Raw genomic sequence first — 22753 nt, forward strand, 5'->3', positions numbered from 1 at the left:
ACCTTTTAATTAATTACCAGTCTAAGTCTACACCGTCAGAAAGGTGTAAATCATCTTCTAGTTCTGCTAATTCTGCATCTGAATCAATTTTCTTGCCGCCTTTCGTAAACACATGCAGCTCAGACTTAACTGAATCAGGACGTTTAATTTTTTCACTAATTTGTAATGCAACATTATCCCGTGAGCGACCCATTTTAGCTCTAAATGTCGGAAGTTCTTCAACAAATACGGTTATATGCTCAGGCATCTCTACCGGAATAATATCGCCCGCCTTAAGCTCCATTATTTGCTTAAGAGACAAGTCTACTTCAAGAAGTTGGGTCGACATATCAACCTCAACATCCATAATTTCATCACGCAGTGCTTTACTCCAACGTAAATCAGTATCTTCTGTATCTGATTGCACACCCGCATCAAGCAGCTCTCGTATTGGCTCAAGCATTGAATACGGAAGCGCGATATGGAAGTCACCACCGCCACCATCAAGCTCAATATGAAAAGAGCTTATAACCACAACTTCCGTAGGGCTAACAATGTTTGCCATGGCAGGGTTTACTTCAGAATCGAGATACTCAAACGATACATCCATTACCGGAGCCCATGCTTCTTTATAATCTTCAAAAATTATTTTAAGTAGCATTTGGACTATACGGCGTTCGGTGGGTGTAAATTCGCGGCCTTCTATTTTTGCATGGTAACGCCCGTCACCACCAAAAAAGTTATCTACCAAAATAAACACTAGGCGTGCTTCCATGGTAATTAAGCCTGTGCCTTTGAGAGGTCTAAAACGCACCATGTTTAAACTCGTTGGCACGAACAAGGTATGTATATATTCGCCAAATTTAATCATTTGTACGCCGTTAATAGACACCTCTGCGGTGCGGCGCATCATGTTAAATAAGCTAATTCGCATATGACGGGCAAAGCGCTCATTAACAATTTCGAGGGTCGGCATGCGACCACGCACGATCCGATCTTGCGAAGAAAAGTCGTACTGTAGCGTACTGCCTCCGCCGTCTTCACCTTCGTGTATATCTTCCTCTTCAACTTCATCAACGCCGTGTAATAACGCATCGATTTCGTCTTGGGATAATAAATCGCTCACGCTAACCCCTTATTGCATTACAAAGCCGGTAAACAATACCCGCTCAATTACTTTGGTGCCTTCAACATCATTTAGCGCTGCTTGTACTTTTTCAAGCGCAGTAAAACGCAATGTTTCTTTGCCGGCACTTGTGCTTAGTTCGTCGGCTGTTGTGGTTGAAAACACGCTTAACAAAGTGCCTTCAATTAACGGAATATGTTTTTTTGCTGTTTCTTCGTTAACATCACCACGAACAAGTAACTGCACTTTAATTTGAACAATTCTATCTCTACTAGAGCCTGGTACATTGAATACAAATGGTCTTGGCATAGCAACATAAAGCGCGCTGCCTATTTGAGCCGATGAACCAGCAGGCTCAGCTGCATCACTTTGCTCAGCGGTTGTGGTTTCTTCATCAAGAGTTTCTACGGGAGCGTCTGAGCCCGACATAAAAAAGTAGCCTGCCCCTGCGCCAACAACAAGTAAAACTGCAACTATAATAATTATTAGCTTTTTTTTACTTTTGCCAGTTTCTTCTATTTCTAAACTTGTTTCTTCGGCCATCGTGATTCCTTTTTTAGCAAAGGTACTTGCTTGTTTTACTTATTATAATAGCAGCACTTAGGCATAGTAATCTATTGATGATGAAGTTTGTTGTCGAGAACTTTGCAAGTTAGCGCCAACAAGCTCATCATTTTTATCCTGCTCGGTATTTTTATTCGCCATTTGTTCTTGCGAATGTTCAGCATTTTGCTCATTTTCATCGCCACTTGATTGGCCATATGAAATTGAGCTTTCACCTAAATCAATCCCCTGCTCTGCTAACATTTCACGCAAACGTGGCATTGATTGCTCTAGCGCTTCTTTGGCTTGCTGGTTTTGCACTACAAAGTTTATTTGCGCCTGCTCTGCATCGCTTCTAATACGAATTTGCATACTGCCCATTTCTGGTGGGTCTAGGCGAATCTCAGCTTCTTTGTTACTAATACTCAACATAGAAGATACGCGCTCTTGAAGCATTTTAGCTGCATCACTTTTCACAATATTAATAGCTTGCATCATGCTTGCATCAATATTTACTTGCTTAACTTGAGCACTATTTGTTTGTAACTGTTGTGATTGTAACGCTTGGTTTTCAATTATTGATTGCTCATAGCTTAAACTGTCGTACTGTGTATTTATTTGCTCTTGAGTGCTATTTAGCCCATTCATTATTAATGAAAATACTTGAGCTACCCGCGGCAATGCAGCCTGCGAATTAGACTCTTTTGCAAGGCTTTGCTGCTGTAGCTCTTTATTTAATGCATCAAAATCATCAATGCTTACATCAGATGTTTGCAGGCTCTGCAATTTAACGCTCGATTGCGCATCGCTATTAACAGATGAACTAATGCTGTTAGCCACTGTAGAGCCATTACTTTGCTCTGCTTTTAAAATCGAGCTTGTATTACTCGCGGCTGGTAAAACTTTGCTTTGGTTTGGCTCAGCCTCAATTAAAGCCTGTAAATCTTTTATTGATTCATTCACCTTATCAAGCGTTTTTCCACTAGGCTGCTCTGCACTCACATAATTATTTAATTGATTTAGTAATGCTTGCTTTTCAGTACTGCTTAATGTTTTTAACTGCAATTGAATGGTGGGTTCTTCTGAGGTGGCAGTCTCTTTATTTTGTACTGCAAACTCATTCAATAATTGTTTAATCGAGTCAATGCTACTATTACTTTTAGGCGTTAAGCCGTCATTGCTTAGTGTTTCAATTTTTAAGTTTAATTGCGCGCGCTGATCATCGGTTAGTGAGCTAAAAAGCTTAGACGTTGTTGTAAGCGATGTCTGTGCCATTGATTGTTTAGAATCAGATGCAGTAAGCGAAAGCTCTTTTACTAACTGTTCAATTTCTCCGTCGCTAACAGTTAACGACTCTTGTGCTTGAGAAGCTGCTTCGCTGCCAAGCGCAGCTAGGTCGGCCTTAGATTCAGCAGCATTGACTGCAGTGTTTAGCTGCGCATTTACAGCCTGAGCTATTGGCGTTTTCGATGTACTTGTATCGGTTAAGGTTCTCTCTTTTAGCTCATTTTTAGGTGACTCACTAATCGTTTTGGCGTTTGCCGCACCACTGACTGGTAACTGCACCTCAGAAGTTACTAACGCACTTTTGAGTGAGCTGTTTTTAATTAGAGAAACATCACTTGTGGCGCTATTTAAGCGCTGTGCGTCTTCATCAGTTAAAGTTTCAGAAGTGGTTGTTTTATCACCTTGAGAATCCATAACCGCGGCCGGTGTTAAAGCTTGCTTACTTGGCTGAGTATTTTCCTCTATGTAGCCATGTTTTTTAACACTTACATCTAATGCTTGTGAAGAATTTATTTGCGCTAAAACACTATCGCCGGTTAACACGTCGCTATTTTCAAGCTCTGAATGAGTTGATTTTTCTGCATCCTGATTGTGTGCTTCATCCTCAGCGCCTTCTAAAGCTATTAAGCTTTGCTGAGTATTAGCATTTGACGAAGTTTCTGCCATATGTGATTTATCAGCATCTTGTAGCTGGCTTAAAAAAAGCGTTTTAGATGCTTTATCTGTAGATAAGTCGCTGTCTTTAAATGCTAAAAAAGAGTCTTTCTCAGCTGTTGCTGCTATCGATATATCGTTTATCGCCATAATTCACCTACAGATCACTGCGGCAAGTTGCCACCGCAATTTGCCTAAAATTAAATACCACATGCTAGCAAAGCAATAAACGCGCCATTTTTTATAAGCTTTTACGGCGCTGAAAAAATTGATTAGCTGAAAATTCATCTAGCATTTTTTGCTCGCTTTTTGCCAATAACGCTGCCGCTTTTAAGTTTTGTTTTTCAATTAACTTAGCCACAGCTTTTGCTTTTACTTGCTGCTTTAACCATAAGGCTTTGCGCTGCGATACAACCTGTTTAGCAGTATTTACGGTACTCGCTTGTTGACGAATTGCTTCTTCTATTTTAGCTATAAACGCATGGTACTGGCCAAACCCCGCACTTGATAAACCAGATTTACCCTTAACGTGTAATTGTTGAGAATACTCAAGCCTAAAGTTATTTAGCCCTTGTAACTTTTGTTGGTTTGCCTGAAAGTTTTGATTTGCTTGCAGGTAACTCATACGCAAATTTTCTTCTTTATCGTTCTCGAGCTTTAGCAGTAAATCGAGCTTATTTTTAGCCATTATGCTTGCCCTAATAGCTGTGCAAGGCCATGCAAGCCATCATCGTAACTAATAACATCACGCATACCTTGTTGTAAAAAGGCATTTACTCTGGGCATCATATTAATAGCTTGGTCTAGCATTTGATCAGCCCCCTTTTGATAAGCACCAAGGGTGATCATATCTTTGTTTTGTTGATACATTGAATACACTTGTTTTAAAACTCGTGCCTGTTGCATGTGCGGCTCAGATACAACCTGTGGCATAACACGCGATATAGATTTTTCAATATCAATCGCAGGGTAATGACCGCTATCGGCTAAATCTCGCGAGAGCACAATATGGCCATCTAAAATAGCACGCGCAGCATCAGCAATTGGGTCTTGCATATCATCGCCTTCACTTAATACAGTAAAAAATGCGGTAATTGATCCTTGGCCTTCTCCACCGTTACCAGCTCGTTCCACCAGCGCGGGTAATTTAGCAAATACTGAAGGCGGGTAACCCTTTGTTGCAGGTGGTTCGCCTACCGCAAGTGCAATTTCGCGTTGCGCCATGGCATAACGTGTAACCGAATCAAGCAAAAGTAGTACATTTAAACCTTGATCACGAAAATACTCTGCAATCGTCACTGCGCTTTCGCAGCCTTTTAAGCGCATAAGGGGTGACGCATCCGCAGGCGCTGCAACCACAACCGAGCGTTTACGCCCCTCTACGCCGAGTATTTCTTCTATAAACTCTTTTACCTCACGGCCACGTTCGCCAACTAGGCCAACAACAATGACATCGGCTTCGCTGCCGCGGGTCATCATTCCTAACAATACCGATTTACCAACACCCGAGCCTGCAAACAAGCCCATGCGCTGGCCTTGGCCTACTGTAATTACAGAGTTTATTGCGCGCACTCCAACATCCATAGGCTGGCTTATTGGTCTTCTTGCAAGGGGATTTATAGGATTTTGAGCAAATTTTAAATAGTGCTCGGCATTAATTTTTCCGAGCCCATCGAGTGGGCGGCCTAAGCCATCAACAACGCGACCAAGCAGGTTCATGCCCACCGGTAAACCTGTATCATTTACTTGTGGTATTACACGTGCCCCAGGCAGTACACCCGAGATATGATCGTTTGGCATTAAGTAAAGTGTTTGATCGCTAAAGCCAACTACCTCGGCATCAACAAAGCCCGACATAGTCTCTATTTTACATTGACTACCTACAGGCGCGCGCAAACCTTTCGCCTCAAGCGTAAGCCCTACTACACGAGTTAAAATACCCGCTACAGCAGGTTTAAATGCGCTAATATGTTGTTGATACTGATTTAAGCGTTCGCTTAAGGGTGCACGTTGAGCTGCCATAACACGCCACAAAAATAGTTAGATACCGCTATTATGCAAAAAGCTATCCAACGTTTCTTTGACACGTGTTTTTAAGGTCATGTCTAATGACGACTGCTGTGTTTTAACTTCGCATCCGCCACGCTCTAAAGTCGGCTCTGCAATAAGTTGCCAATTGTTATCAGCAATAGTTTGTTCGCCATAACTTTCTTTTATGAGCGCTAGATCATCTGGGTTTAAATGTATGCGTACTTTTTCTTGCTCAGCATTAAGCGCATCAATGCTTTGCTTTAATGTGTGTAAAATAACATCGGGCGATGTTTTTACTTCTTGGTATATAATGGCCTCAGCAAGCATAACAGCTAGTTGCACTAAGTGTTTTTCTGCTTGCTCGTCCACTTTATTAAGTGGTGTGGTAAGGTTTTCAAGCACGCTTCGTAAGCTCGTTAATTGCTCTTCAATCAGTGGTTTTACGTCTTCTTGGCCTTGCGTTTTACCAAGTTCAACACCTTCTTTATAGCCAGCTTCTTTACCCTCACCTACCCCTTTTTCAAAGCCATCTATGTAGCCTTGTTCATGGCCTTGCTTTAAGCCTTCTTCATAGGCATCTTGCCTAATACGCTCAAGCTCAGCCATTGTTAGTGATGGTAACTCTGGTTCTTGAGGTTCATCCTCTGTTGGTTGCTGCTCTACTTCTTTTTTATAAAGCTCAGAAAGAGGAGTACCAAACGCGGTAGAGCGATTACCAAAACTTTGCTCATCGGGTGCTACATCAGGAATAGGCCAATTTTTTAAAAGCTCATCGGCTTCATCCGCATGTAATGGGCGTCCTTTTAACTTAGACATAGCTTACAAGAACTCCTCGCCGCCACCGCCGCCGAGCTGTATCTCACCAGAGTCAGAGAGCCTACGAGCAGTAGAGAGGATTTCTTTTTGCGCTGCTTCAACTTCGCTAATACGTACAGGCGCCATTGCCTCTAAATCATCAGCTAGCATTTCAGCGGCACGTTTAGACATATTGCCCAAAATTTTGTCTTTAAGTGCTTCATCGGTGCCTTTAATAGCTTTCATAAGTACATCTTGCTGCACTTCACGTAATATAGCTTGAATACCGCGGTCTTCCACATCCATGAGGTTTTCAAATACAAACATAAGATCTTGAATTTGTTGTGACATTTCTTCGTCGTGCTCACGGATTGAGTCCATTAACTGCCCTTCTACATTGGTATCTAGGTAGTTCATAATATCTGCCGCAGCTTTTAAGCCACCCATTTTAGCTGCTTGCGCGCCTGCTTGGCCGGCAAATTGTTTTTCCATAATTTCGTTAAGTTCTTGCAGTGCAGCAGGCTGAACTTCTTCAAGGTTGGCAATTCGCATTGTTAAATCTAAACGCACTTTTTCAGGAAATTGCGCCAGTATTTCTGCCGATTGCTCAGGCTCTAAGTACGATAAAACAATGGTTTGAATTTGCGGGTGCTCATTACGAATAATATTTGCAACTTGCTTTGAGTCCATCCATTTAAGCGAGTCCAAACCTTTAGCGCCAGATCCCATAACAATTTGGTCAATAAGGCTGGCTGCTTTATCTTCACCAAGAGCTGCGGTAAGTGCTTTTTTAATAAAGTCTTCAGATTGAAAACCTATTGTACTAAAGCTTTGAATCTGCTCTATAAATAGATTGTGTACAGCGCTTATTTTAGATTGAGACAAGTCATCTAAGGCGGCCATAGCCATACCCACTTTTTGCACTTGCTTTGGCTCTAAATGTTTAAGTATTTGGGCGGCATCTTCTTCTGAAAGGCTCAGAAGAAGAATAGCTGCTTTATCTACACCGTCTAGCTTATCAACATCAAATGCTGGCGGGAGTTGTTTTTGTTCTTGATCAGTCATCTTCTGTTAACCACGCTTTCACTACTTGTGATGATAGTTCTGGTTCGTTAGCTACAAGGGCACGAACAGCTTTTAATAAGTCTTCGTCGCCATGTAAGTCTGGCAGTTGTAGTGTACCATCGCTTGAGAAGCCAACAGAAGCAGAATCAAAGTCTTTATTTAGCATATCAAGCGTACTATCGCCAATATCAACACCTGAGCTTAGTGCGTCTTCGTCGTACTCTTCAAGCGTGTCGTCTGGGTAGATTAAGCGTTTGAGCATTGGTTTAACTACCGCCATTATTAGAACAATAATTACCAGCGCACCTAATACTAAGCGAATGATTTTCATAAACCAGTCTTGTTCCCAAAGCGGCACTTCTATGTCTAAGTCCACGGCTTCACGTACGAAGGGAACAGTTACAACCTCAAGTGCATCACCTCGTTGCATATCAAACCCAACACCGCCTTGTAATAAACGACGAATATTTGACAGTGCCTCAACTGAGCGTGGCGCCATGGTTGTTTCGCCGTTTTCACCTGCTTTAGGTACGTAGTCAACAGCTACCGATACGCTAATTCTGCGAATAACTCCGGTTTGTTGGCGCTTGTGAGAAATCGTAGTATCGAGTTCAAAGTTACGCGTAGCTTCTTTGTGCACGCGACTAGGTGTAGTTGCCGTACCCGCTCCGCCTTGTCCTGCGACTTCTGGAATTGTAGAGTTAACCGGCGGCTGGTTAGTTAAAGCACCAGGAATACCTACCGCTAAGCCACCTATATTGTTTTCTTCAAACGTGGTTTCACTTCTAACTGCTGGTAGGTCTGGGTTGTAGCGTTTTTGTGTTTCTTCTACCGAGCTAAAGTCCATGTTTAAATCAACTTGTGCTGTGTAGTTACCCAAGCCCACTACAGGTATCATTATGCTGTCTATTTTTTCTAGGTATTCTTGCTCACGCTTGCGTTCTATATCGTACTCTTTACGAGAGCGTGCTGCTAATGAGTCTTGTGAGCCAGAATTAAGTAAACGGCCATTTTGATCTGTTACTGTTACCTTTGAAGGCTCTAAGCCTTGTACTGCAGAGGCAACCATATCAACTACTGAATCTATTTCTTCGCCATCAAGCGAACGCCCACGTTTAAGAGTAAGTACCACTGTGGCTGATGGTTTTTTCTCTCTGCGTGCAAATACGTTTTCTTTAGGAATAGCTAATAATACTTTGGCGCGAGTGACATTATTTAACTCTTCAATGGTGCGTGCTAATTGTTGCTCGCGGCCGTGCTTTAAACGCTCACGCTCTAAGCGTTGGCTCACACCAAAGCCCATATCTTGCATTATAATATCGGTACCAGATGTAGGGCCTTGCTCTAACCCTTCTCGGGCCATGAGTAGTTTTATATTTTGGTATTCGCTTTCATCAACCGAAATAACATTACCATCTAGCTCATATTCAATTTTTTGCGCATCTAAAAAATCAAGTGTTTGAATTAGCTCTTCGGTAGGCATTTTACCAAGTGGGCGCATATCTGGTTGGCGTGCCCAAATAATCACAAATATAGCAATTGCTAAACAAATAGCTAAAGCAATAATAAGGGTTACTTGGCGAAGCACATCAACCCCGTTTAAGGCGCTTAAATAGCCCGACTTTTGTTCTTGTTGCTCGGTGTCACTGCTTTGGTCTATACCGCCGCCAGCAAGAGCAAGATCTGTTGATTGATTAGTTTGCGCCACAATAATTCTCCACTACCTAGTTAAACAGGCATGTTCATAATTTCTTGGTATGACTCAACAAGTTTATTTCTAACTTGAACAGTTGCCTCAAACGCGACTGAAGATTTTTGTGAGGCAATCATGGCCTCAGCAAGCGATACACTTCTATCACCCATTTCTACCGCGACTACTTTTTCTTTCGCATCTTGCTGCAGGCCGCTCACCGTATTGATTGCATCACTGAGTAAATCACCAAATTGTGCACTTGAAGTAGGTTGAGCTTGCGTTGGTAGCTTATTAACCTGATTTGATTGGCCGGCTTCTAAAGCCATAGATTGCATTTCTTGGAATAAAGCACTGTTTTGAATTTTCATAATTTTCTCTGGCAAATACAGTTAACGTTCTTAGTAGTTATAAAGCACAAACTGTGCCATATAAATAAACCTTTTATTACAACAGGTTAACTTTAATTTAGATGAGTCAGAGATTTGACAACCCTAAACTAAGCAAAGTTAGTTTAGGGTTATTTAAGGTGGGTCTAGCTAAGTTTAAGCGGGAAGTGAAATACCTAAGTCGCGCATTTGAGCTAACTTATAACGCAGCGTACGCGGGCTTATGCCAAGTGTTTGTGCAACATCTTTACGCTTGCCTTGGCAGCGAGCCAAGGTTTCTAAAATAATTTTATGTTCTTTGTCTTTTAACTCGTCTTTGTAGCTACCTGTATCTGGACTTGGTAGCGGCGCCGACGCCTCGCTTGGAGTGATTTTATCATCATAATAAGCACTGCTTTGCGACTGAGTTTGATCAGCAGGTGCATCTAATGGCTTGGGCAAGCACTGTGTATCCATTAGGTTTTCAATAAAAATAGCGTGCTCGCTAATTATATTGCCTGTTCGTAATATAAGTGCACGTTGAATCACATTATCAAGCTCACGCACATTACCTGGCCAAGCATGGCTAAGCAGCTTTTGCTCGGCGCTGGCATCTAGTTTTGCTAAAGGCTCTTTACTCTTAGCTAAATGGCGCTCAATTAAATGCTTAGCTAATACAATTATATCGCCAGGGCGCTCACACAGCGGTCGCCACATAAGCGGAAACACGTTTAAGCGGTAATACAAATCTTCTCTAAATTGATTTTCAGCCACGGCTTCTTTTAAGTCACGGTTACTGGTGGCAAGAACACGTACATCAAGCGAAATTGTTTTGCGCGCACCTAAGCGCTCTACTTCGCGCTCTTGTAATACGCGTAACAATTTAGCTTGAAGACCTAAGTCCATTTCGGTTATTTCATCAAGTAAAATAGTGCCGCCTTGTGCTTGTTCAAACTTACCAGGGCATGCTTGTATTGCTCCAGTAAAAGCACCTTTTTCATAGCCAAATAAGGTTGCCTCAAGCATGTTCTCTGGTATTGCAGCACAATTTATTGCAACAAATGGAGCATCGCAGCGGCTTGATTTATCATGAATATAACGCGCAAGTACTTCCTTACCTGAGCCACTAGGGCCTAACACCATAACACTTGCATCTGAGCGTGCCACTTTGCTTGCAAGCTCTAATAATTGAATGCTACTTGGGTCGGCAACGATAGGGCCGTCGGTCTCTTTTGGCTTTTCTGGTAGGTAACGGCTGACCATATTTAGTAGCACTTCAGGGGCAAATGGTTTTGCCATATAATCTATTGCACCTAAGCGCATAGCCTCTACCGCATCGTCAATCGTTGCATAGGCTGTCATCATAAGTACCGGCAGCTCTGGGTAGTTAAGCTTAATACTTCTGAGTAAATCTAAGCCACTCATAGCGCCCATTTGTACGTCGCTGACCACTAACGAAAATTCATATTTTTTTAACAACACCATCGCTTGCTCAGCACTTTCGGCGGCAACACATGCAATACCTGACATTTCTAATGTGTCTATTAGTGCTTCTCTTAATCCGGCATCGTCTTCAACCACTAGTATTGTATTGCTCATGCTGATTTCTCCTGCGTTGAGGTTGTGCATATAGGCAGCAGCAAGCTAAAACATGCCCCGCCACTGGCATTATTAACCACTTCAACACGTCCTTGATGCGCATTAGCCACAGAACTTACAACAGCAAGTCCAAGCCCTGTACCTTGACTTTTAGTGGTATAAAACGGTTCAAAAATTTTCTCTATTTGGCTTATTTCAACCCCAGGGCCGTTATCACATACGCTAATACGAACGCTATCGGGCTCGTTATTATCTCGTTGCGCTTTTAATGTAACTTCTGCTTGGCTACCAATAATTTGTATACTGTTATGAATAAGGTTTTGAATAGCGCTGGCCAAAGCCGTTTTATTACCCGTAATCTCAATATCTGGCTCAGGTAATTCAACGCTCAACACACTATTATTTAATGCAACCATTGCATCGGCGCCAAGCTTTACCTCGTTTAAAAGCTGCTGCATAGACACTTGTTCAACCACTTGCTGCTCACCACTTTTAGCAAATAACAGCATATCGTTTACTTGGGTTTCTAAATCTTTTAAACGCGACATTAATTTAGTTTGAAAGTTTTCACGCGATGTTTCAGGTAGTTTTTTAGAGCCTAAATTTGCGGCATATAACATAGCTGCAGAAAGCGGTGTACGTACCTGATGAGCAAGCGATGCCACCATTTTACCAAGCGCACTCAAACGTTGCATATGCGCAACGCGCTTTTGTAAACGGCGGGTTTCTGTTAAATCGGTCATTAATATAAGCTGACCAGGCTCTGGAGCGAGTGCAGTTATATCAAGTTTTATAAGGCGACCATCTTTTAAAGATACTTCGTGCCCATCATCTTGATGCGGGCGAAAAGAGCGTTGAATAATATTAAACCACTTTTCACCTTCTAGTGGCTCGCCAAGCATATCAATGGCTATTTGATTGGCCTTAGCAATTAACCCTTTGCCATCAAGTACAACGACTCCTGCTGGCATGGTATCAACCAAGTGCGACAACCAACTTGCTTGTTGTCTTAAATCACTTAACTCACCAATATACTCTTCTTGGAGTAAACATGGGTTATACTGATTTGCAGTAATAAACTGTGGTTTAAGTACACTTGCAAGGGCCATAATCAAATCTCTTCATGATGTAGATAAACAGCTAAATGCACAATTTATACCAAATTTTATTTATATATTTTTCATAAAGTTACACACTAAATTTAAGCGACATAAAAATGACGCACACGAAAAGGAATAATAATGGGAGAGCAAATAAAGTGCCGTTGCCCGTGGCTCGATACCACTAAACCAGATTACGTTATTTACCATGATGAAGAATGGGGTGTACCTCTTTATGATGACACTAAACTATTTGAGTTTATTACCTTAGAGTCGGCCCAAGCAGGGCTTAGTTGGTACACTATTTTAAAAAAGCGTGAAGGCTATAAAAAAGCATTTGCTAATTTTGATGTGTACAAAGTAGCTAAATTTACAGCTGATGACATTGAGCGACTCATGCTTGATGAAGGCATAGTGCGTAACCGTTTAAAAATTGCAGCAACGGTTAATAACGCCAACCGATTTATAGAAATTCAAAAAGAGTTTGGTAGTTTTAGTGATTACCAATGGCAGTTTGTAAACAACAAGCCAATTATCAGCAATTTAAATAGCATAGATGACTACCCTGCAATAACAGAGGCCTCTACCGCGTTTGCAAAGGATTTAAAAAAACGTGGCTTTAAGTTTTTAGGGCCTACAACGGTTTACGCACATATGCAGGCCTGCGGCATGGTTAACGACCACAGTAATGATTGCTTTAGAAAAGAAGAAATTATTAAGGCTTTTGGTGAATAAGTGATTTATAACCATAAAACTGATTTGTTCACAAAGAGGATAAGAGACGCTGCGCTTTAAAGAAGTAACGCATAAGTTAATTGTGGTTTCTCATTTGCCCTCTTTTTTAAGATGCGCGTTTAAGTAATTAAAAGCTGCGCTTTTTACGCGAGCAAGCTGTGCGTCTACCGCCAAAGTTTAAGTTTTGCGTTTAGCTTGTAGACGCGAAGCGTGCTGCTAATCTCGTGAAAGATTATACTTTTTCATTTTTTCGACGAGTGTTGTGCGCCTTACACCTAATATTTCTGCAGCGCGTGCCACAACATAATCAAAGCGTTCAAGTGCTTGGGTAATTAAGCTTATTTCAAGTTCGGCTAAATAATCTTTAAGCTCAATGCCCTCTTCTGGTAATACGCCTGAGCCAGCTTGGTTAAATTCAGGTTCTGGCTCGTTGTCATAATCGCTAAAGCCAGTACTGAAAATATCGTTAAACGCATCTTTTTCAAGTAGTTCTTCAGGGTATTCTGGCTCGTAAGCGTCTACATCAATATAACGGTATTTATTAGGTAGATCAGGTACATCAACCACCTTTTCAGGGAACATAATCACCATACGTTCCACTAAATTTGCAAGCTCACGTATATTGCCCGGCCACGCATGTTCTTTAAGGCTATCTACCGCGCGCTCCGTAAATTTTGCCGACGTACCGCTTTGCTCGTTTACCCGGCGCATTAGCTCTTTAAGTAATAAAGGTATATCGTCTGCACGCTCATTAAGTGATGGGTTTTCTATAGGAAACACATTTAAACGGTAATATAAATCTTCTCTAAAGCTGCCTTTTTCAATCATTTCTTCAAGGTTACGGTGAGTAGCGGCTATAACTCGCACATCTGCTTGAATTGCTTTAGTACCGCCAACTCGCTCATAACTTCGCTCTTGCAGTACGCGAAGTAGCTTAACTTGCATTTGCAGTGGCATATCACCTATTTCATCTAAAAATAGTGTACCGCCTTGAGCTAGTTCAAAGCGCCCTTTTCGCGCCGAAATAGCGCCGGTAAACGCCCCTTTTTCATGCCCAAATAACTCGCTTTCGAGCAGTTCCCCGGGTATGGCACCACAGTTTACTGGTACAAACGGCCCAGTATTACGCTTAGATAATAAATGTACATTACGCGCAACCACTTCTTTACCCGTCCCCGACTCCCCTAAAATAAGTACGTTCGCGTCGGTTTTAGCTACTTGCTCTATTAAAAAACGCACATTTTTAACAGCATCGGTTTCGCCAACTAAACCATCAAATGTTTTATGAGGTTTAGTGTGTTTGTGACTACCAGGAAGCATACGCTGATATTGCTGGCAATCGTGTAATAACTGTGTGGTTACTTCGTGATTAAACGGCTCGCAAATTAAACCGACAACATTTGCAATACTAAGGAGTGGTTTAAGTGTTTCACCGATTAATAAAAAAGGCAGGGTTGGGTAGCGTTTAATTAAGCTTTCATGATCTAAGCTTTGTAATGCACCTAAAATTACAATGCATTCTTGTTGTTGATACTTATTGCATACTTGTTCGAAGTTTTGCTCGTCAAAGCTTAAAACAGCTTCACCAATAAATGTCAGTGAAGCATGTAAACCAATCGCACGATTATTATTATTATCTAGAATCAAGATCATTAGTCAGCGAACCACAGTTACAACAAGCTATTAGTATTTAAATTGTAAGCGAGTTTGAGAGGGATGCAAGCACTAAGCGGCAGTTTTTTGACATCATTGCCAAAAAACTGCCGTTAGATTAACTTTAAGTAATACTTAAGAATTATCTGTTAACAAATCGAGAGAAAGTTTAAAAATGCTTGTGCTTTAGGTCTATGGATATTTGGGGTTCTTCGTACATTACAAAAGCTTGCAACTTCAGCATTATTCCAATGATAAACACCGGTTAAACAACCAAAAAAATGCCTGTAGTCTACATAATATTCACTTCTTGGTATTAAATTGTCAGAATGAGATAACAAGATTGCGGCACTTGATTTACGAGTATTAATAACAAATTTTTCTCTTATTTTATCATCAATCATAATATTAAAAACAAAATAATAATCTTCTAAATTTTCGGACTTCCTAAGCGCGTTAACAAGACTACTCTGAACAAGTTTTGAGAATTTTATCTTCTCATATGAGATACATATTTCACTTTCATAATCGAGTAACTCTTCTTGAAGTACTAACTTTCGCGCTTCATAATCTTCTTTCGAATAACACTGCTTTCTCTCCTTTGATAGCTCACCAGTTTGTAAGTCTATCTCGCCCTCACCTTTATCAGCTAGAATAATAGCTTTAGGATCAAATTCTTTTACTTCATATGCATCTGCAACCCCTCTAAAATCATTCAATTTAGCTAATTTACCACCTAACAAATATTTACCAGCAAATGGTAGATGATTTTTAGCAGGAAATAACTTTGTGTAATCTAGGTAACGTTTAAAGAATTGTTGCTTTTTCTGTTCTGCTTTAAATTCTAATTCAGGATCAGCAAAATCATAATAGGTTTGTGGATAAGGTCCAGCTCCAGTGTAGCCTAAAGCTAACAAATCTAATTCTGAGCAATGCCTTGAAATAATCGAATGTAACCTTGTTGTATGCTTAGCTGATTCTATACAGTCATTCAAGTTTAAAATATTTACACCATCACAACTTACAAATAAAGCAGAGTCTATATCTGAAGCAGAACCGTGTATATTTGGCACCACATATAAATGCGTATCTCCGTATAAGCCATACTCTATAGGGGTTACTTCAATCCCATCAGCCCTTGCTTTATATAAGAGATAATTATTTTCAAAAACAGGTATTATCACTGGTTTTTTGCCATATTTATCAAATAGTTTATGCAAAAAAATCGGATCATAATGATCTGGGTGAATATGTGAAATATAAATAACATCCGGTTCCTTTATAATCTCAAGTGGATTATCTATCAAAGGAAACTGATGCCAAGCTCCATCATATGCTCCAGGTGTAAACCAAGGATCTGTTAGTATCCTAATATCTTTTGTCTCGATTTCTATACAAGCACTATAAATATAACGAACCTTCATAAAGACTTCTTCCTGCTTTAATAACTAAGAAAGAAGTCTACATGATATTATAATAAACCTAAAATTGACTCAGCAGATTGATTTGCTTGACCGCGCAGTGCAATGGATGCTTGAGACAAAATATCATTAGAGGCTTGCTGAGATATTGCCTGTGCATAATCAGTATCTTCAATACGGCTTTGGCTCGCTGCAATATTTTCTTTCTGAGTACCCAGCCCCTTAATAGTACTCGCTAAAGTATTTTGAAAAGCCCCTAGCTCTGCACGTTGGGCGTTAATTTCTTCCGCTGCTTGGTCGCTAATATCAATTGCGGCTTGTGCCCCCGCTTGCGTAGAGATATTAATAGTTGAGATTACTGATGCAAAACTACCATCTGAAGGCGTGGTTGTTTGTGTGGTATTGGCATCAGGCCCTACTTGAAACGACACCGGCTGACCATCAAATAAAGGCTTACCGCCAAAAGACGCGTTTTCAAACGTCTCTGTGATTTGACTTTGTAGCTGAACTACCTCTTCTTGCAATGCTGCACGGTCACTATCATTAAGGGCTCCGTTGCCCGCTTGAATAGAAAGCTCACGGATACGTGATACCGCATCATTGACACCGGACAAACTTGAATCAGTGACTTGAGAGTATGAAATACCATCGTAAGCATTTCGTACAGCTTGGCCATAACCATCTTGTTGTGAGGTTAAACGGTCTATAATTTGCAAAGCTGCGGCATCATCCGCCGCAGAATTAACTTTTTTACCTGTCGCAAGTTGCTCAGCAAGCTTATTGGACGTTTGTTGATTTTGACTAAGTAAACTAGTGTTTGGTGATTGAATTTTCATGGCAGCCTCCGACAAACTAATCGTATAAATTATAGCTTAATTTGCCAATTTTTACACTTTGTACCATGTTTAAGCTAAATTAACTTGGCATCGAGCTTGCTAACATACTTAATAAGTATGTAAAGTATTGGAAATTGTGTCAAAATTCTCACAATGCGTACTTCATTTTATATACAGCTACGCCAATGATAAATAGCTTGGATAATCTTATGTTCGATAACAAAACAATTTTAATCACCGGTGGTACCGGATCATTCGGTAAAAAGTACGTAAAGACATTGCTTGAGCGATATAACCCTAAAAAAATCATTATATTTTCTCGGGATGAACTAAAGCAATTTGAAATGCAACAGGAGTTCGATCAACCCTGTATGCGCTATTTTATCGGTGATGTACGCGATAAAGACAGGTTACGGCGTGCAATGCGTGAGGTTAACTATGTAATTCATGCAGCTGCTTTAAAGCAAGTGCCTGCGGCTGAATACAACCCTATGGAATGTATAAAAACCAATATTAATGGTGCAGAAAACGTAATTGATGCAGCACTGGACAACAATGTTGAAAAAGTCATTGCACTATCAACTGACAAAGCGGCAAACCCTATTAATTTGTATGGTGCTACTAAGTTAGCATCTGACAAACTCTTTGTTGCGGCTAACAATATTGCCGGTGGTAATCGCACCACATTTTCAGTTGTTCGTTACGGTAATGTAGTGTGCTCACGCGGTTCAGTAGTGCCCATTTTCCAAAAATTTATTGACCAAGGCCGCGACCATATCCCTATTACCCATGAAGAAATGACCCGCTTTTGGATAAGCCTCCAGCAAGGTGTTGATTTTGTTCTAACAAACTTTGAGCGTATGCTTGGTGGTGAAATTTTTGTTCCTAAAATCCCCTCAATCCGTATTACAGATTTAGCCAAAGCAATGGCTCCTGATTTACCTATCAAAGTTATTGGTATTCGCCCTGGAGAAAAGCTTCATGAAGTAATGTGTCCGCAAGATTTATGCTTTGAAACTTATGAATATCAAGATCATTTTTTGATAGCTCCTGGAATTAAATTTAGTAGCCGCAGTAATGATTTCACTGTTAATGCATTGGGTGAAAAAGGCAAAAAAGTAAAACAAGGTTTTGAATATAACTCTTTAAGCAACCCACAGTATATGACGCTTGAAGAAATAAAAGACTTTAATGTGCAAGCATTGTTGTAAATACTGCTATGAAAAATAAAGTAATTCCTTACGGTAAGCAAAGTATTTCACAAGATGATATAGATGCCGTTGTTAATGTATTAAAGTCTGACTGGCTTACACAAGGCCCTAAAGTACCCGCTTTTGAGCACGCAACTGCTAATTACTGTGGTGCAAAATTTGCCTGTGCAACCAATAGCGCTACATCAGCATTGCATATTGCTTGCTTAGCGTTAGGCGTTGGCGAGGGTGACACCGTTTGGACATCCCCAATTTCATTTGTTGCCTCTGCTAATTGTGCTTTGTATTGTGGGGCAAAAGTAGATTTTGTCGATATAGACCTCGAAACAGGGAATATGTCTCCATTGGCTTTGGAGCAGAAATTATTAGAAGCAGAAAAAACAAACTCTTTACCGAAAGTTGTAATTCCTGTTCACCTTGCGGGTCAATCATGTGATATGCAGGCCATTGCAAATCTAGCCAAAAAGTACAACTTCAAAATAATTGAAGACGCATCTCATGCTATTGGTGCTAAATATCACAATAAACCTGTTGGCTGTTGCGACTACTCAGATATCACTGTATTTAGCTTTCACCCAGTTAAAATTATTACCTCAGCTGAAGGTGGTATGGCAGTATCCAACAGCGAAGAAATCGATAACAAGTTGAAGCGCTTGCGCAGTCATGGAATTACTAATAATCCTGATGAAATGACAGAACCAAGCCACGGACCTTGGTATTATCAACAAATTGAACTTGGCTTTAATTATCGAATGACAGAATTACAAGCCGCACTTGGGTTAAGCCAGCTAAATCAACTCGACAACTTTGTTAAGGTACGAAATCTAATTGCAAAACAATTCGATGTATTTTTTACTGAGCAAAGCATGCAATCGCTGTTAGTCACTGAAGAATGTTACAGTAGTTATCATTTGTATATTTTGCGCTTAGAGTTTAGCAATCAAGCGCTGCAAGCTATGATGATCAAACAACTTAGAGCTCAGGGCATACAAGCTCATTTGCACTATATTCCAATCTTTTTGCAGCCTTTCTATCAACAGCTGGGCTTTGCTAAATCAACCTTCCCAAATGCGATGAAATACTATTCTCAAGCTATTACTATACCTTTACACCCTGCACTTACAGAGCAAGAAATTAGCACGGTTAAAAGTACAGTTAAGAGTCTTTATCAACAACTTAGTTCTTCGAGTAAATCCACACCATCCCAATAATGATAAAATGTGAGCGCTTGCCCTAAAGAAACAGTTCTAATGGCAACAGCTGCAAGTTGATTTTGCTCACTGGCGTTTAATCCAAAACAACTAATAGTTTGTAATTTATCCGTTTTATTTAATTCTAAACGCTGCAGTTGATAAGACAAAATCAAACCATCACCTTGGTGATGTAATAGCATATCTGGTAAAAATGTCAGTAATTCACAACGCATAAATTCAGAGTATTTATCAATAGCTTGTATATTAATATTCGCAAGTAGAATTAACTGCTGTAAATGATATAAACGATTGGCTTTTGCGGTTTGGCTAAACTGTGATTCATCTTTACTAAGAGCTAAGCGAAGTGCCTGCCAAAATAACTGCTGTAACTCTAAGGATGTCTGATACCACAAGATAGCTTTGGGTGAAGAACAAGCTTGTTGAGAGAAAGCATTAAAGTCACGAATAAAACGTGTCACAGCAAGGTCAACATCGAGATTTGTCGAAAGACGAATGACAGCTAACGAGTATCGATCAGGGAAGCATACTTGGTGTTGAACATTGGCTTGTTGATTGATTTTTTCTATTGCATCATCGCCACCCCAGATGATCCGCATATCGCAATGCTCACTAAAATGCTCGGTGATAACCTGCGCATTACTTGGATAAGATACAATGGCACACAATGAGTTTAATACCGAGTATGGATGCAAGGATAAAAATTCATTCAGTAAAGCTATCAACTGATAAGTTTGCTCGCCACTGCGATCACTGATCCTCACAATATTACAGTTACCGCAGAGCATACTCAGTAGTAAACTATAAAAATACACTGTATCTACATTAGCCGGAGTAATATGAAACACCAATCCTCTTGGCTGACTATGATTTAACGCCATGTAGTGTTTTTTCATAGCAAGTATATTTGCCTTTCGACACCAAAACCCCAGTGCTGATATTGCATTCGATTGCTGCTTTTTCAACAAGAACTGTGAGAAAGCAGCAATATCAGCAACAGTATCATCTTGAAACGGCGCTGCCTGCGGTGATAACTGCGTAAAATTCCCCTGCAATTGCTGTAATGAGGTATGTTTAAATAAAGGTGTCACTACAGCCCCTAACTTGTGATTTAGCTAACCGCCCTTGTACCGTAAAGTATTTACCCAGTCGGCCGCATTGGCAATTATCTTCACCATGCAAAGTGCCTAAATCCTCGGTTAATAAACGGTGTCCTGGGTAGCTTTTAGCAAGCACTGACTCAACTTGGATCACCCCTTGCGTATTAGTAGGTAAAGGCTGCTGTGTGGCAGCATCAACAATACTAATATCAGACCAAGCTGGTGTATGTAAAAAACCATGCTCACATTCAATGTAAATTGTGCCCGTCTGTTCTACCATGCCATAGTAATCATGCACCTTAATAGCACCTAGTTGCTCAGCTACGGCTTGTTTAAATGCCTTATTGCTCACTGCGTGTTGTTGCATTTTTTTCCAGCCACCACCATGCAATAAGACCCCTTTTTCAAATTTCATGTTTTTATCGCATTTAGTCAATGCCTGAATAAATTGCTGCCAAACAATAAAAGTAAAACCAAACATAAACACTGGCGTTGCCCTGTACTTTTCAAAAAAAGCATCAATGACAGGCATGTTTAAAGTCATATCATCATTTAGGGCAAAATGCGGATCACGACCAAAAAACAACATGCCTTGTATGCCTGCTGCACGTGCTGACATTGTTGTTTTTTTTCGTATCGTCTGTTTCGCATCAATAATCAACATAGGTAAACGTTGTTTACCTAACCAATGCTGCAATGTTTTTGTCAGAATTTTACTTTGTAACTGCGCAGTCTGTGCATCTAATGATATCTTAGATACCGCGCCGCTGGTACCCGACGAAGTTAACAAACGATGTTGTTGATCTGCATTTATGCTGGATAATAAAAATTGCTTAAATAATGGTACAGCTAATGGCATTGTGTCTGCAAATGATTGCTGCAAACGCTGATAAGGCGCACAATGTTTCTTATGATGACTATCTAAAAAGGTAAGTTGGCTATGTAAAAAAGCTTGCTTTTCATTATTCGCTAAACCATATACGGGTAATTCTAGTAACTGTTCATCAGTTAAGTGCATGATAGTCTACCTTGCCGTTGCTAAGCCTAGGGATAGTTTGCAAGTAAATGACACTAATTAAACGACTGTGACATTTGAGCTTGTCGGCGAGCATTTTTTTTACATCAACATCCGTGCGTTCAGTGACATATACATTAAACGCATCTTCACTTCCTGTACAAATAACTTCTGATGCAAGCTCTGTGCTGATCCAGGCTTGTACTTCATCAAGATTAATACGCTTACCCGTAAGTTTACAAATACGTTTAGAGCGCCCTACTATTTGATAAAAACCATTCTCTAGACGCTGTGCAATATCACCTGTTTTTAAGGGTAAATTTTGCGTGAATGTATTCAGTTCAGCCACAGAGGTGGCATAACCCCCAAATACGTTATCGCCAACCACACACAACTCTCCAGGCGTATTACAGGCAGTAATTTCTTGCTCAACTCCATCAATGAGAGACAACTTTGTATTGGGAATAGCTTGACCTATTACCCCTGTATTTTCAGTAAAATTCTCGGCGGGCAAATAAGCAATTCGTGCAGTGGCTTCTGTTTGTCCATACATAGTATAAAACTCGACATCAGTAGCCTCTGTGAAATTAGCAAGGGTTTGCCACTGTTTCTCAAGCAGCTTTCCACCAGCTTGCGCCATGTAGCGAATTTGCTGTAAAGGTAGTTTGTCTAAACCCAGTCGCACCAACAACTGAAAACTAAATGGCACACCGTAAAAGCTATTTACTTTAAATTTTTGGAACTGCTGCCAAAAACTTGCTGACATTGGGCTCTCATTTTGTATAACTATCGAGGCGCCACACGCCAAGTGACTGTGCAAAATAGACAACCCGAATGAATATGAAAGCGGCAAAAATGTCATTGTTACATCGCTACTTTTTATCGGTAAAAACTCACAGATTGAAGCACAATTAGCCGCAATATTTGCTTTACTTAACTTCACCAGCTTTGGCGAACCAGTTGAACCGCTGGTAGATAAAAGCACACTGAGTTCAGCTGCAAGTTTATGTTTTATCTTGCTAAATGGCTGAATAGTTTGCTCTATAATTATAGAGTTAACTTGATAATGTTCGTATAAAACGTGTTTTTCGGTGTCACTTAATGATGGGTCAATTAAAAGGATAGCATGTTGCGTTCTTAATAATGCTAAATAATAAACTATAAAATTAAGTGAAGAATTTGCAACAAGAGCGATTAATTCGCGCTCAATTGGTAATACACTTTGGACACTGCTTACTTGCTGTTCAAGTTCTATGTAATCAATTGACTGAGTACCATAAAAAAGCCGTCCTTGAGAATTTTTTGCTGTTAGTTGCCAGAACATTCCAGCCATA

20 protein-coding genes are annotated in these 22753 nt (G+C 40.4%); 3 read left to right on the forward strand and 17 right to left on the reverse strand.

The window, feature by feature from the left end:
• Positions 1-13: 13 nt before the first annotated feature.
• From fliM to PESP_RS12455, 11 genes are all read right to left on the reverse strand, one after another.
• On the reverse strand, positions 14-1105 hold the full coding sequence (gene fliM / locus PESP_RS12405; RefSeq protein WP_089348289.1) for a flagellar motor switch protein FliM: 1092 nt from the start codon (positions 1103-1105) through the stop codon (positions 14-16).
• A gap of 9 nt (positions 1106-1114) precedes the next feature.
• On the reverse strand, positions 1115-1648 hold the full coding sequence (gene fliL / locus PESP_RS12410; protein ID WP_089348290.1) for a flagellar basal body-associated protein FliL: 534 nt from the start codon (positions 1646-1648) through the stop codon (positions 1115-1117).
• 57 nt (positions 1649-1705) lie between these two features.
• Complete coding sequence (locus PESP_RS12415; RefSeq protein ID WP_089348291.1) at positions 1706-3739, reverse strand: flagellar hook-length control protein FliK; 2034 nt, start codon at positions 3737-3739, stop codon at positions 1706-1708.
• A gap of 91 nt (positions 3740-3830) precedes the next feature.
• Positions 3831-4277, reverse strand: coding sequence for a flagellar export protein FliJ (fliJ, locus tag PESP_RS12420; RefSeq protein WP_089348292.1), 447 nt, complete (start codon positions 4275-4277; stop codon positions 3831-3833).
• Positions 4277-5611, reverse strand: coding sequence for a flagellar protein export ATPase FliI (fliI, locus tag PESP_RS12425; protein WP_089348293.1), 1335 nt, complete (start codon positions 5609-5611; stop codon positions 4277-4279). Before fliI ends, fliJ begins: the two co-directional genes overlap by 1 nt.
• An 18-nt stretch (positions 5612-5629) precedes the next feature.
• Positions 5630-6436 (reverse strand): flagellar assembly protein FliH, encoded by an 807-nt coding sequence (gene fliH, locus PESP_RS12430; protein ID WP_089348294.1) that lies wholly within the window; start codon positions 6434-6436, stop codon positions 5630-5632.
• A 3-nt stretch (positions 6437-6439) separates the two neighbouring features.
• Positions 6440-7480: a flagellar motor switch protein FliG gene (gene fliG / locus PESP_RS12435; RefSeq protein ID WP_089348295.1), complete on the reverse strand. Its 1041-nt coding sequence runs from the start codon at positions 7478-7480 to the stop codon at positions 6440-6442.
• Entirely contained in the window at positions 7473-9188 is a 1716-nt protein-coding gene (fliF, locus tag PESP_RS12440) for a flagellar basal-body MS-ring/collar protein FliF (RefSeq protein ID WP_089348296.1), read from the reverse strand. Before fliF ends, fliG begins: the two co-directional genes overlap by 8 nt.
• Positions 9189-9208: 20 nt before the next feature.
• Positions 9209-9541, reverse strand: a complete 333-nt coding sequence (gene fliE, locus PESP_RS12445) for a flagellar hook-basal body complex protein FliE (protein ID WP_089348297.1) — start codon at positions 9539-9541, stop codon at positions 9209-9211.
• A 174-nt stretch (positions 9542-9715) separates the two neighbouring features.
• Complete coding sequence (locus PESP_RS12450) at positions 9716-11137, reverse strand: sigma-54-dependent transcriptional regulator (protein ID WP_089348298.1); 1422 nt, start codon at positions 11135-11137, stop codon at positions 9716-9718.
• Positions 11134-12246: a sensor histidine kinase gene (locus PESP_RS12455; RefSeq protein WP_089348299.1), complete on the reverse strand. Its 1113-nt coding sequence runs from the start codon at positions 12244-12246 to the stop codon at positions 11134-11136. Before PESP_RS12455 ends, PESP_RS12450 begins: the two co-directional genes overlap by 4 nt.
• Before the next feature lie 132 nt (positions 12247-12378).
• On the opposite strand from PESP_RS12455, the gene PESP_RS12460 reads away from it, so the two are divergent.
• Entirely contained in the window at positions 12379-12972 is a 594-nt protein-coding gene (locus PESP_RS12460; protein WP_089348300.1) for a DNA-3-methyladenine glycosylase I, read from the forward strand.
• Between the two features lie 216 nt (positions 12973-13188).
• On the opposite strand, the gene PESP_RS12465 is transcribed toward PESP_RS12460, so the two are convergent.
• The 3 genes from PESP_RS12465 to PESP_RS12475 form a co-directional block, all read right to left on the reverse strand.
• Positions 13189-14625 carry a sigma-54 dependent transcriptional regulator gene (locus tag PESP_RS12465; RefSeq protein ID WP_089348301.1) on the reverse strand — a complete coding sequence of 479 codons (1437 nt, stop codon included), beginning with the start codon at positions 14623-14625 and terminating at the stop codon, positions 13189-13191.
• A 149-nt stretch (positions 14626-14774) separates the two neighbouring features.
• On the reverse strand, positions 14775-16049 hold the full coding sequence (locus PESP_RS12470) for an MBL fold metallo-hydrolase (RefSeq protein WP_089348302.1): 1275 nt from the start codon (positions 16047-16049) through the stop codon (positions 14775-14777).
• 47 nt (positions 16050-16096) lie between these two features.
• Positions 16097-16882: a flagellin N-terminal helical domain-containing protein gene (locus tag PESP_RS12475; protein WP_089348303.1), complete on the reverse strand. Its 786-nt coding sequence runs from the start codon at positions 16880-16882 to the stop codon at positions 16097-16099.
• A 209-nt stretch (positions 16883-17091) separates the two neighbouring features.
• On the opposite strand from PESP_RS12475, the gene pseB reads away from it, so the two are divergent.
• Together pseB and pseC are read left to right on the forward strand one after the other, a co-directional pair.
• Positions 17092-18093, forward strand: a complete 1002-nt coding sequence (gene pseB / locus PESP_RS12480) for a UDP-N-acetylglucosamine 4,6-dehydratase (inverting) (RefSeq protein WP_087530891.1) — start codon at positions 17092-17094, stop codon at positions 18091-18093.
• A gap of 8 nt (positions 18094-18101) precedes the next feature.
• The gene (gene pseC, locus PESP_RS12485; protein WP_089348304.1) at positions 18102-19304 is read left to right on the forward strand and encodes a UDP-4-amino-4,6-dideoxy-N-acetyl-beta-L-altrosamine transaminase; all 1203 of its coding nucleotides are present in this window, start codon (positions 18102-18104) and stop codon (positions 19302-19304) included.
• Here pseC and PESP_RS12490 read toward each other — a convergent pair.
• The 3 genes from PESP_RS12490 to PESP_RS12500 are packed head-to-tail and all read right to left on the reverse strand — an operon-like array spanning position 19262 to position 22752.
• Entirely contained in the window at positions 19262-20395 is a 1134-nt protein-coding gene (locus PESP_RS12490; protein ID WP_089348305.1) for an aldehyde dehydrogenase family protein, read from the reverse strand. The genes pseC and PESP_RS12490 overlap by 43 nt on opposite strands.
• Positions 20379-21422, reverse strand: a complete 1044-nt coding sequence (locus PESP_RS12495) for a LuxE/PaaK family acyltransferase (protein ID WP_089348306.1) — start codon at positions 21420-21422, stop codon at positions 20379-20381. The genes PESP_RS12490 and PESP_RS12495 overlap by 17 nt, the downstream gene beginning before the upstream one ends.
• Positions 21409-22752, reverse strand: coding sequence for an AMP-binding protein (locus PESP_RS12500; RefSeq protein ID WP_087530895.1), 1344 nt, complete (start codon positions 22750-22752; stop codon positions 21409-21411). Before PESP_RS12500 ends, PESP_RS12495 begins: the two co-directional genes overlap by 14 nt.
• Position 22753 lies beyond the last annotated feature (1 nt).

Source organism: Pseudoalteromonas espejiana DSM 9414, assembly GCF_002221525.1.
In the GTDB taxonomy this organism is placed as follows: Bacteria; Pseudomonadota; Gammaproteobacteria; order Enterobacterales; family Alteromonadaceae; genus Pseudoalteromonas; species Pseudoalteromonas espejiana.

Coding starts and splice junctions, on each gene's coding strand:
- PESP_RS12465 (WP_089348301.1), bottom strand. CDS start 14,625: ATGATCTTGATTCTAGATAATAATAATAATCGTGCGATTGGTTTACAT.
- fliJ (WP_089348292.1), bottom strand. CDS start 4,277: ATGGCTAAAAATAAGCTCGATTTACTGCTAAAGCTCGAGAACGATAAA.
- PESP_RS12455 (WP_089348299.1), bottom strand. CDS start 12,246: ATGGCCCTTGCAAGTGTACTTAAACCACAGTTTATTACTGCAAATCAG.
- PESP_RS12470 (WP_089348302.1), bottom strand. CDS start 16,049: ATGAAGGTTCGTTATATTTATAGTGCTTGTATAGAAATCGAGACAAAA.
- fliG (WP_089348295.1), bottom strand. CDS start 7,480: ATGACTGATCAAGAACAAAAACAACTCCCGCCAGCATTTGATGTTGAT.
- fliI (WP_089348293.1), bottom strand. CDS start 5,611: ATGGCAGCTCAACGTGCACCCTTAAGCGAACGCTTAAATCAGTATCAA.
- PESP_RS12415 (WP_089348291.1), bottom strand. CDS start 3,739: ATGGCGATAAACGATATATCGATAGCAGCAACAGCTGAGAAAGACTCT.
- fliE (WP_089348297.1), bottom strand. CDS start 9,541: ATGAAAATTCAAAACAGTGCTTTATTCCAAGAAATGCAATCTATGGCT.
- PESP_RS12495 (WP_089348306.1), bottom strand. CDS start 21,422: ATGCACTTAACTGATGAACAGTTACTAGAATTACCCGTATATGGTTTA.
- pseC (WP_089348304.1), top strand. CDS start 18,102: ATGAAAAATAAAGTAATTCCTTACGGTAAGCAAAGTATTTCACAAGAT.
- PESP_RS12475 (WP_089348303.1), bottom strand. CDS start 16,882: ATGAAAATTCAATCACCAAACACTAGTTTACTTAGTCAAAATCAACAA.
- PESP_RS12450 (WP_089348298.1), bottom strand. CDS start 11,137: ATGAGCAATACAATACTAGTGGTTGAAGACGATGCCGGATTAAGAGAA.
- PESP_RS12500 (WP_087530895.1), bottom strand. CDS start 22,752: ATGGCTGGAATGTTCTGGCAACTAACAGCAAAAAATTCTCAAGGACGG.
- PESP_RS12460 (WP_089348300.1), top strand. CDS start 12,379: ATGGGAGAGCAAATAAAGTGCCGTTGCCCGTGGCTCGATACCACTAAA.
- fliH (WP_089348294.1), bottom strand. CDS start 6,436: ATGTCTAAGTTAAAAGGACGCCCATTACATGCGGATGAAGCCGATGAG.
- fliL (WP_089348290.1), bottom strand. CDS start 1,648: ATGGCCGAAGAAACAAGTTTAGAAATAGAAGAAACTGGCAAAAGTAAA.
- pseB (WP_087530891.1), top strand. CDS start 17,092: ATGTTCGATAACAAAACAATTTTAATCACCGGTGGTACCGGATCATTC.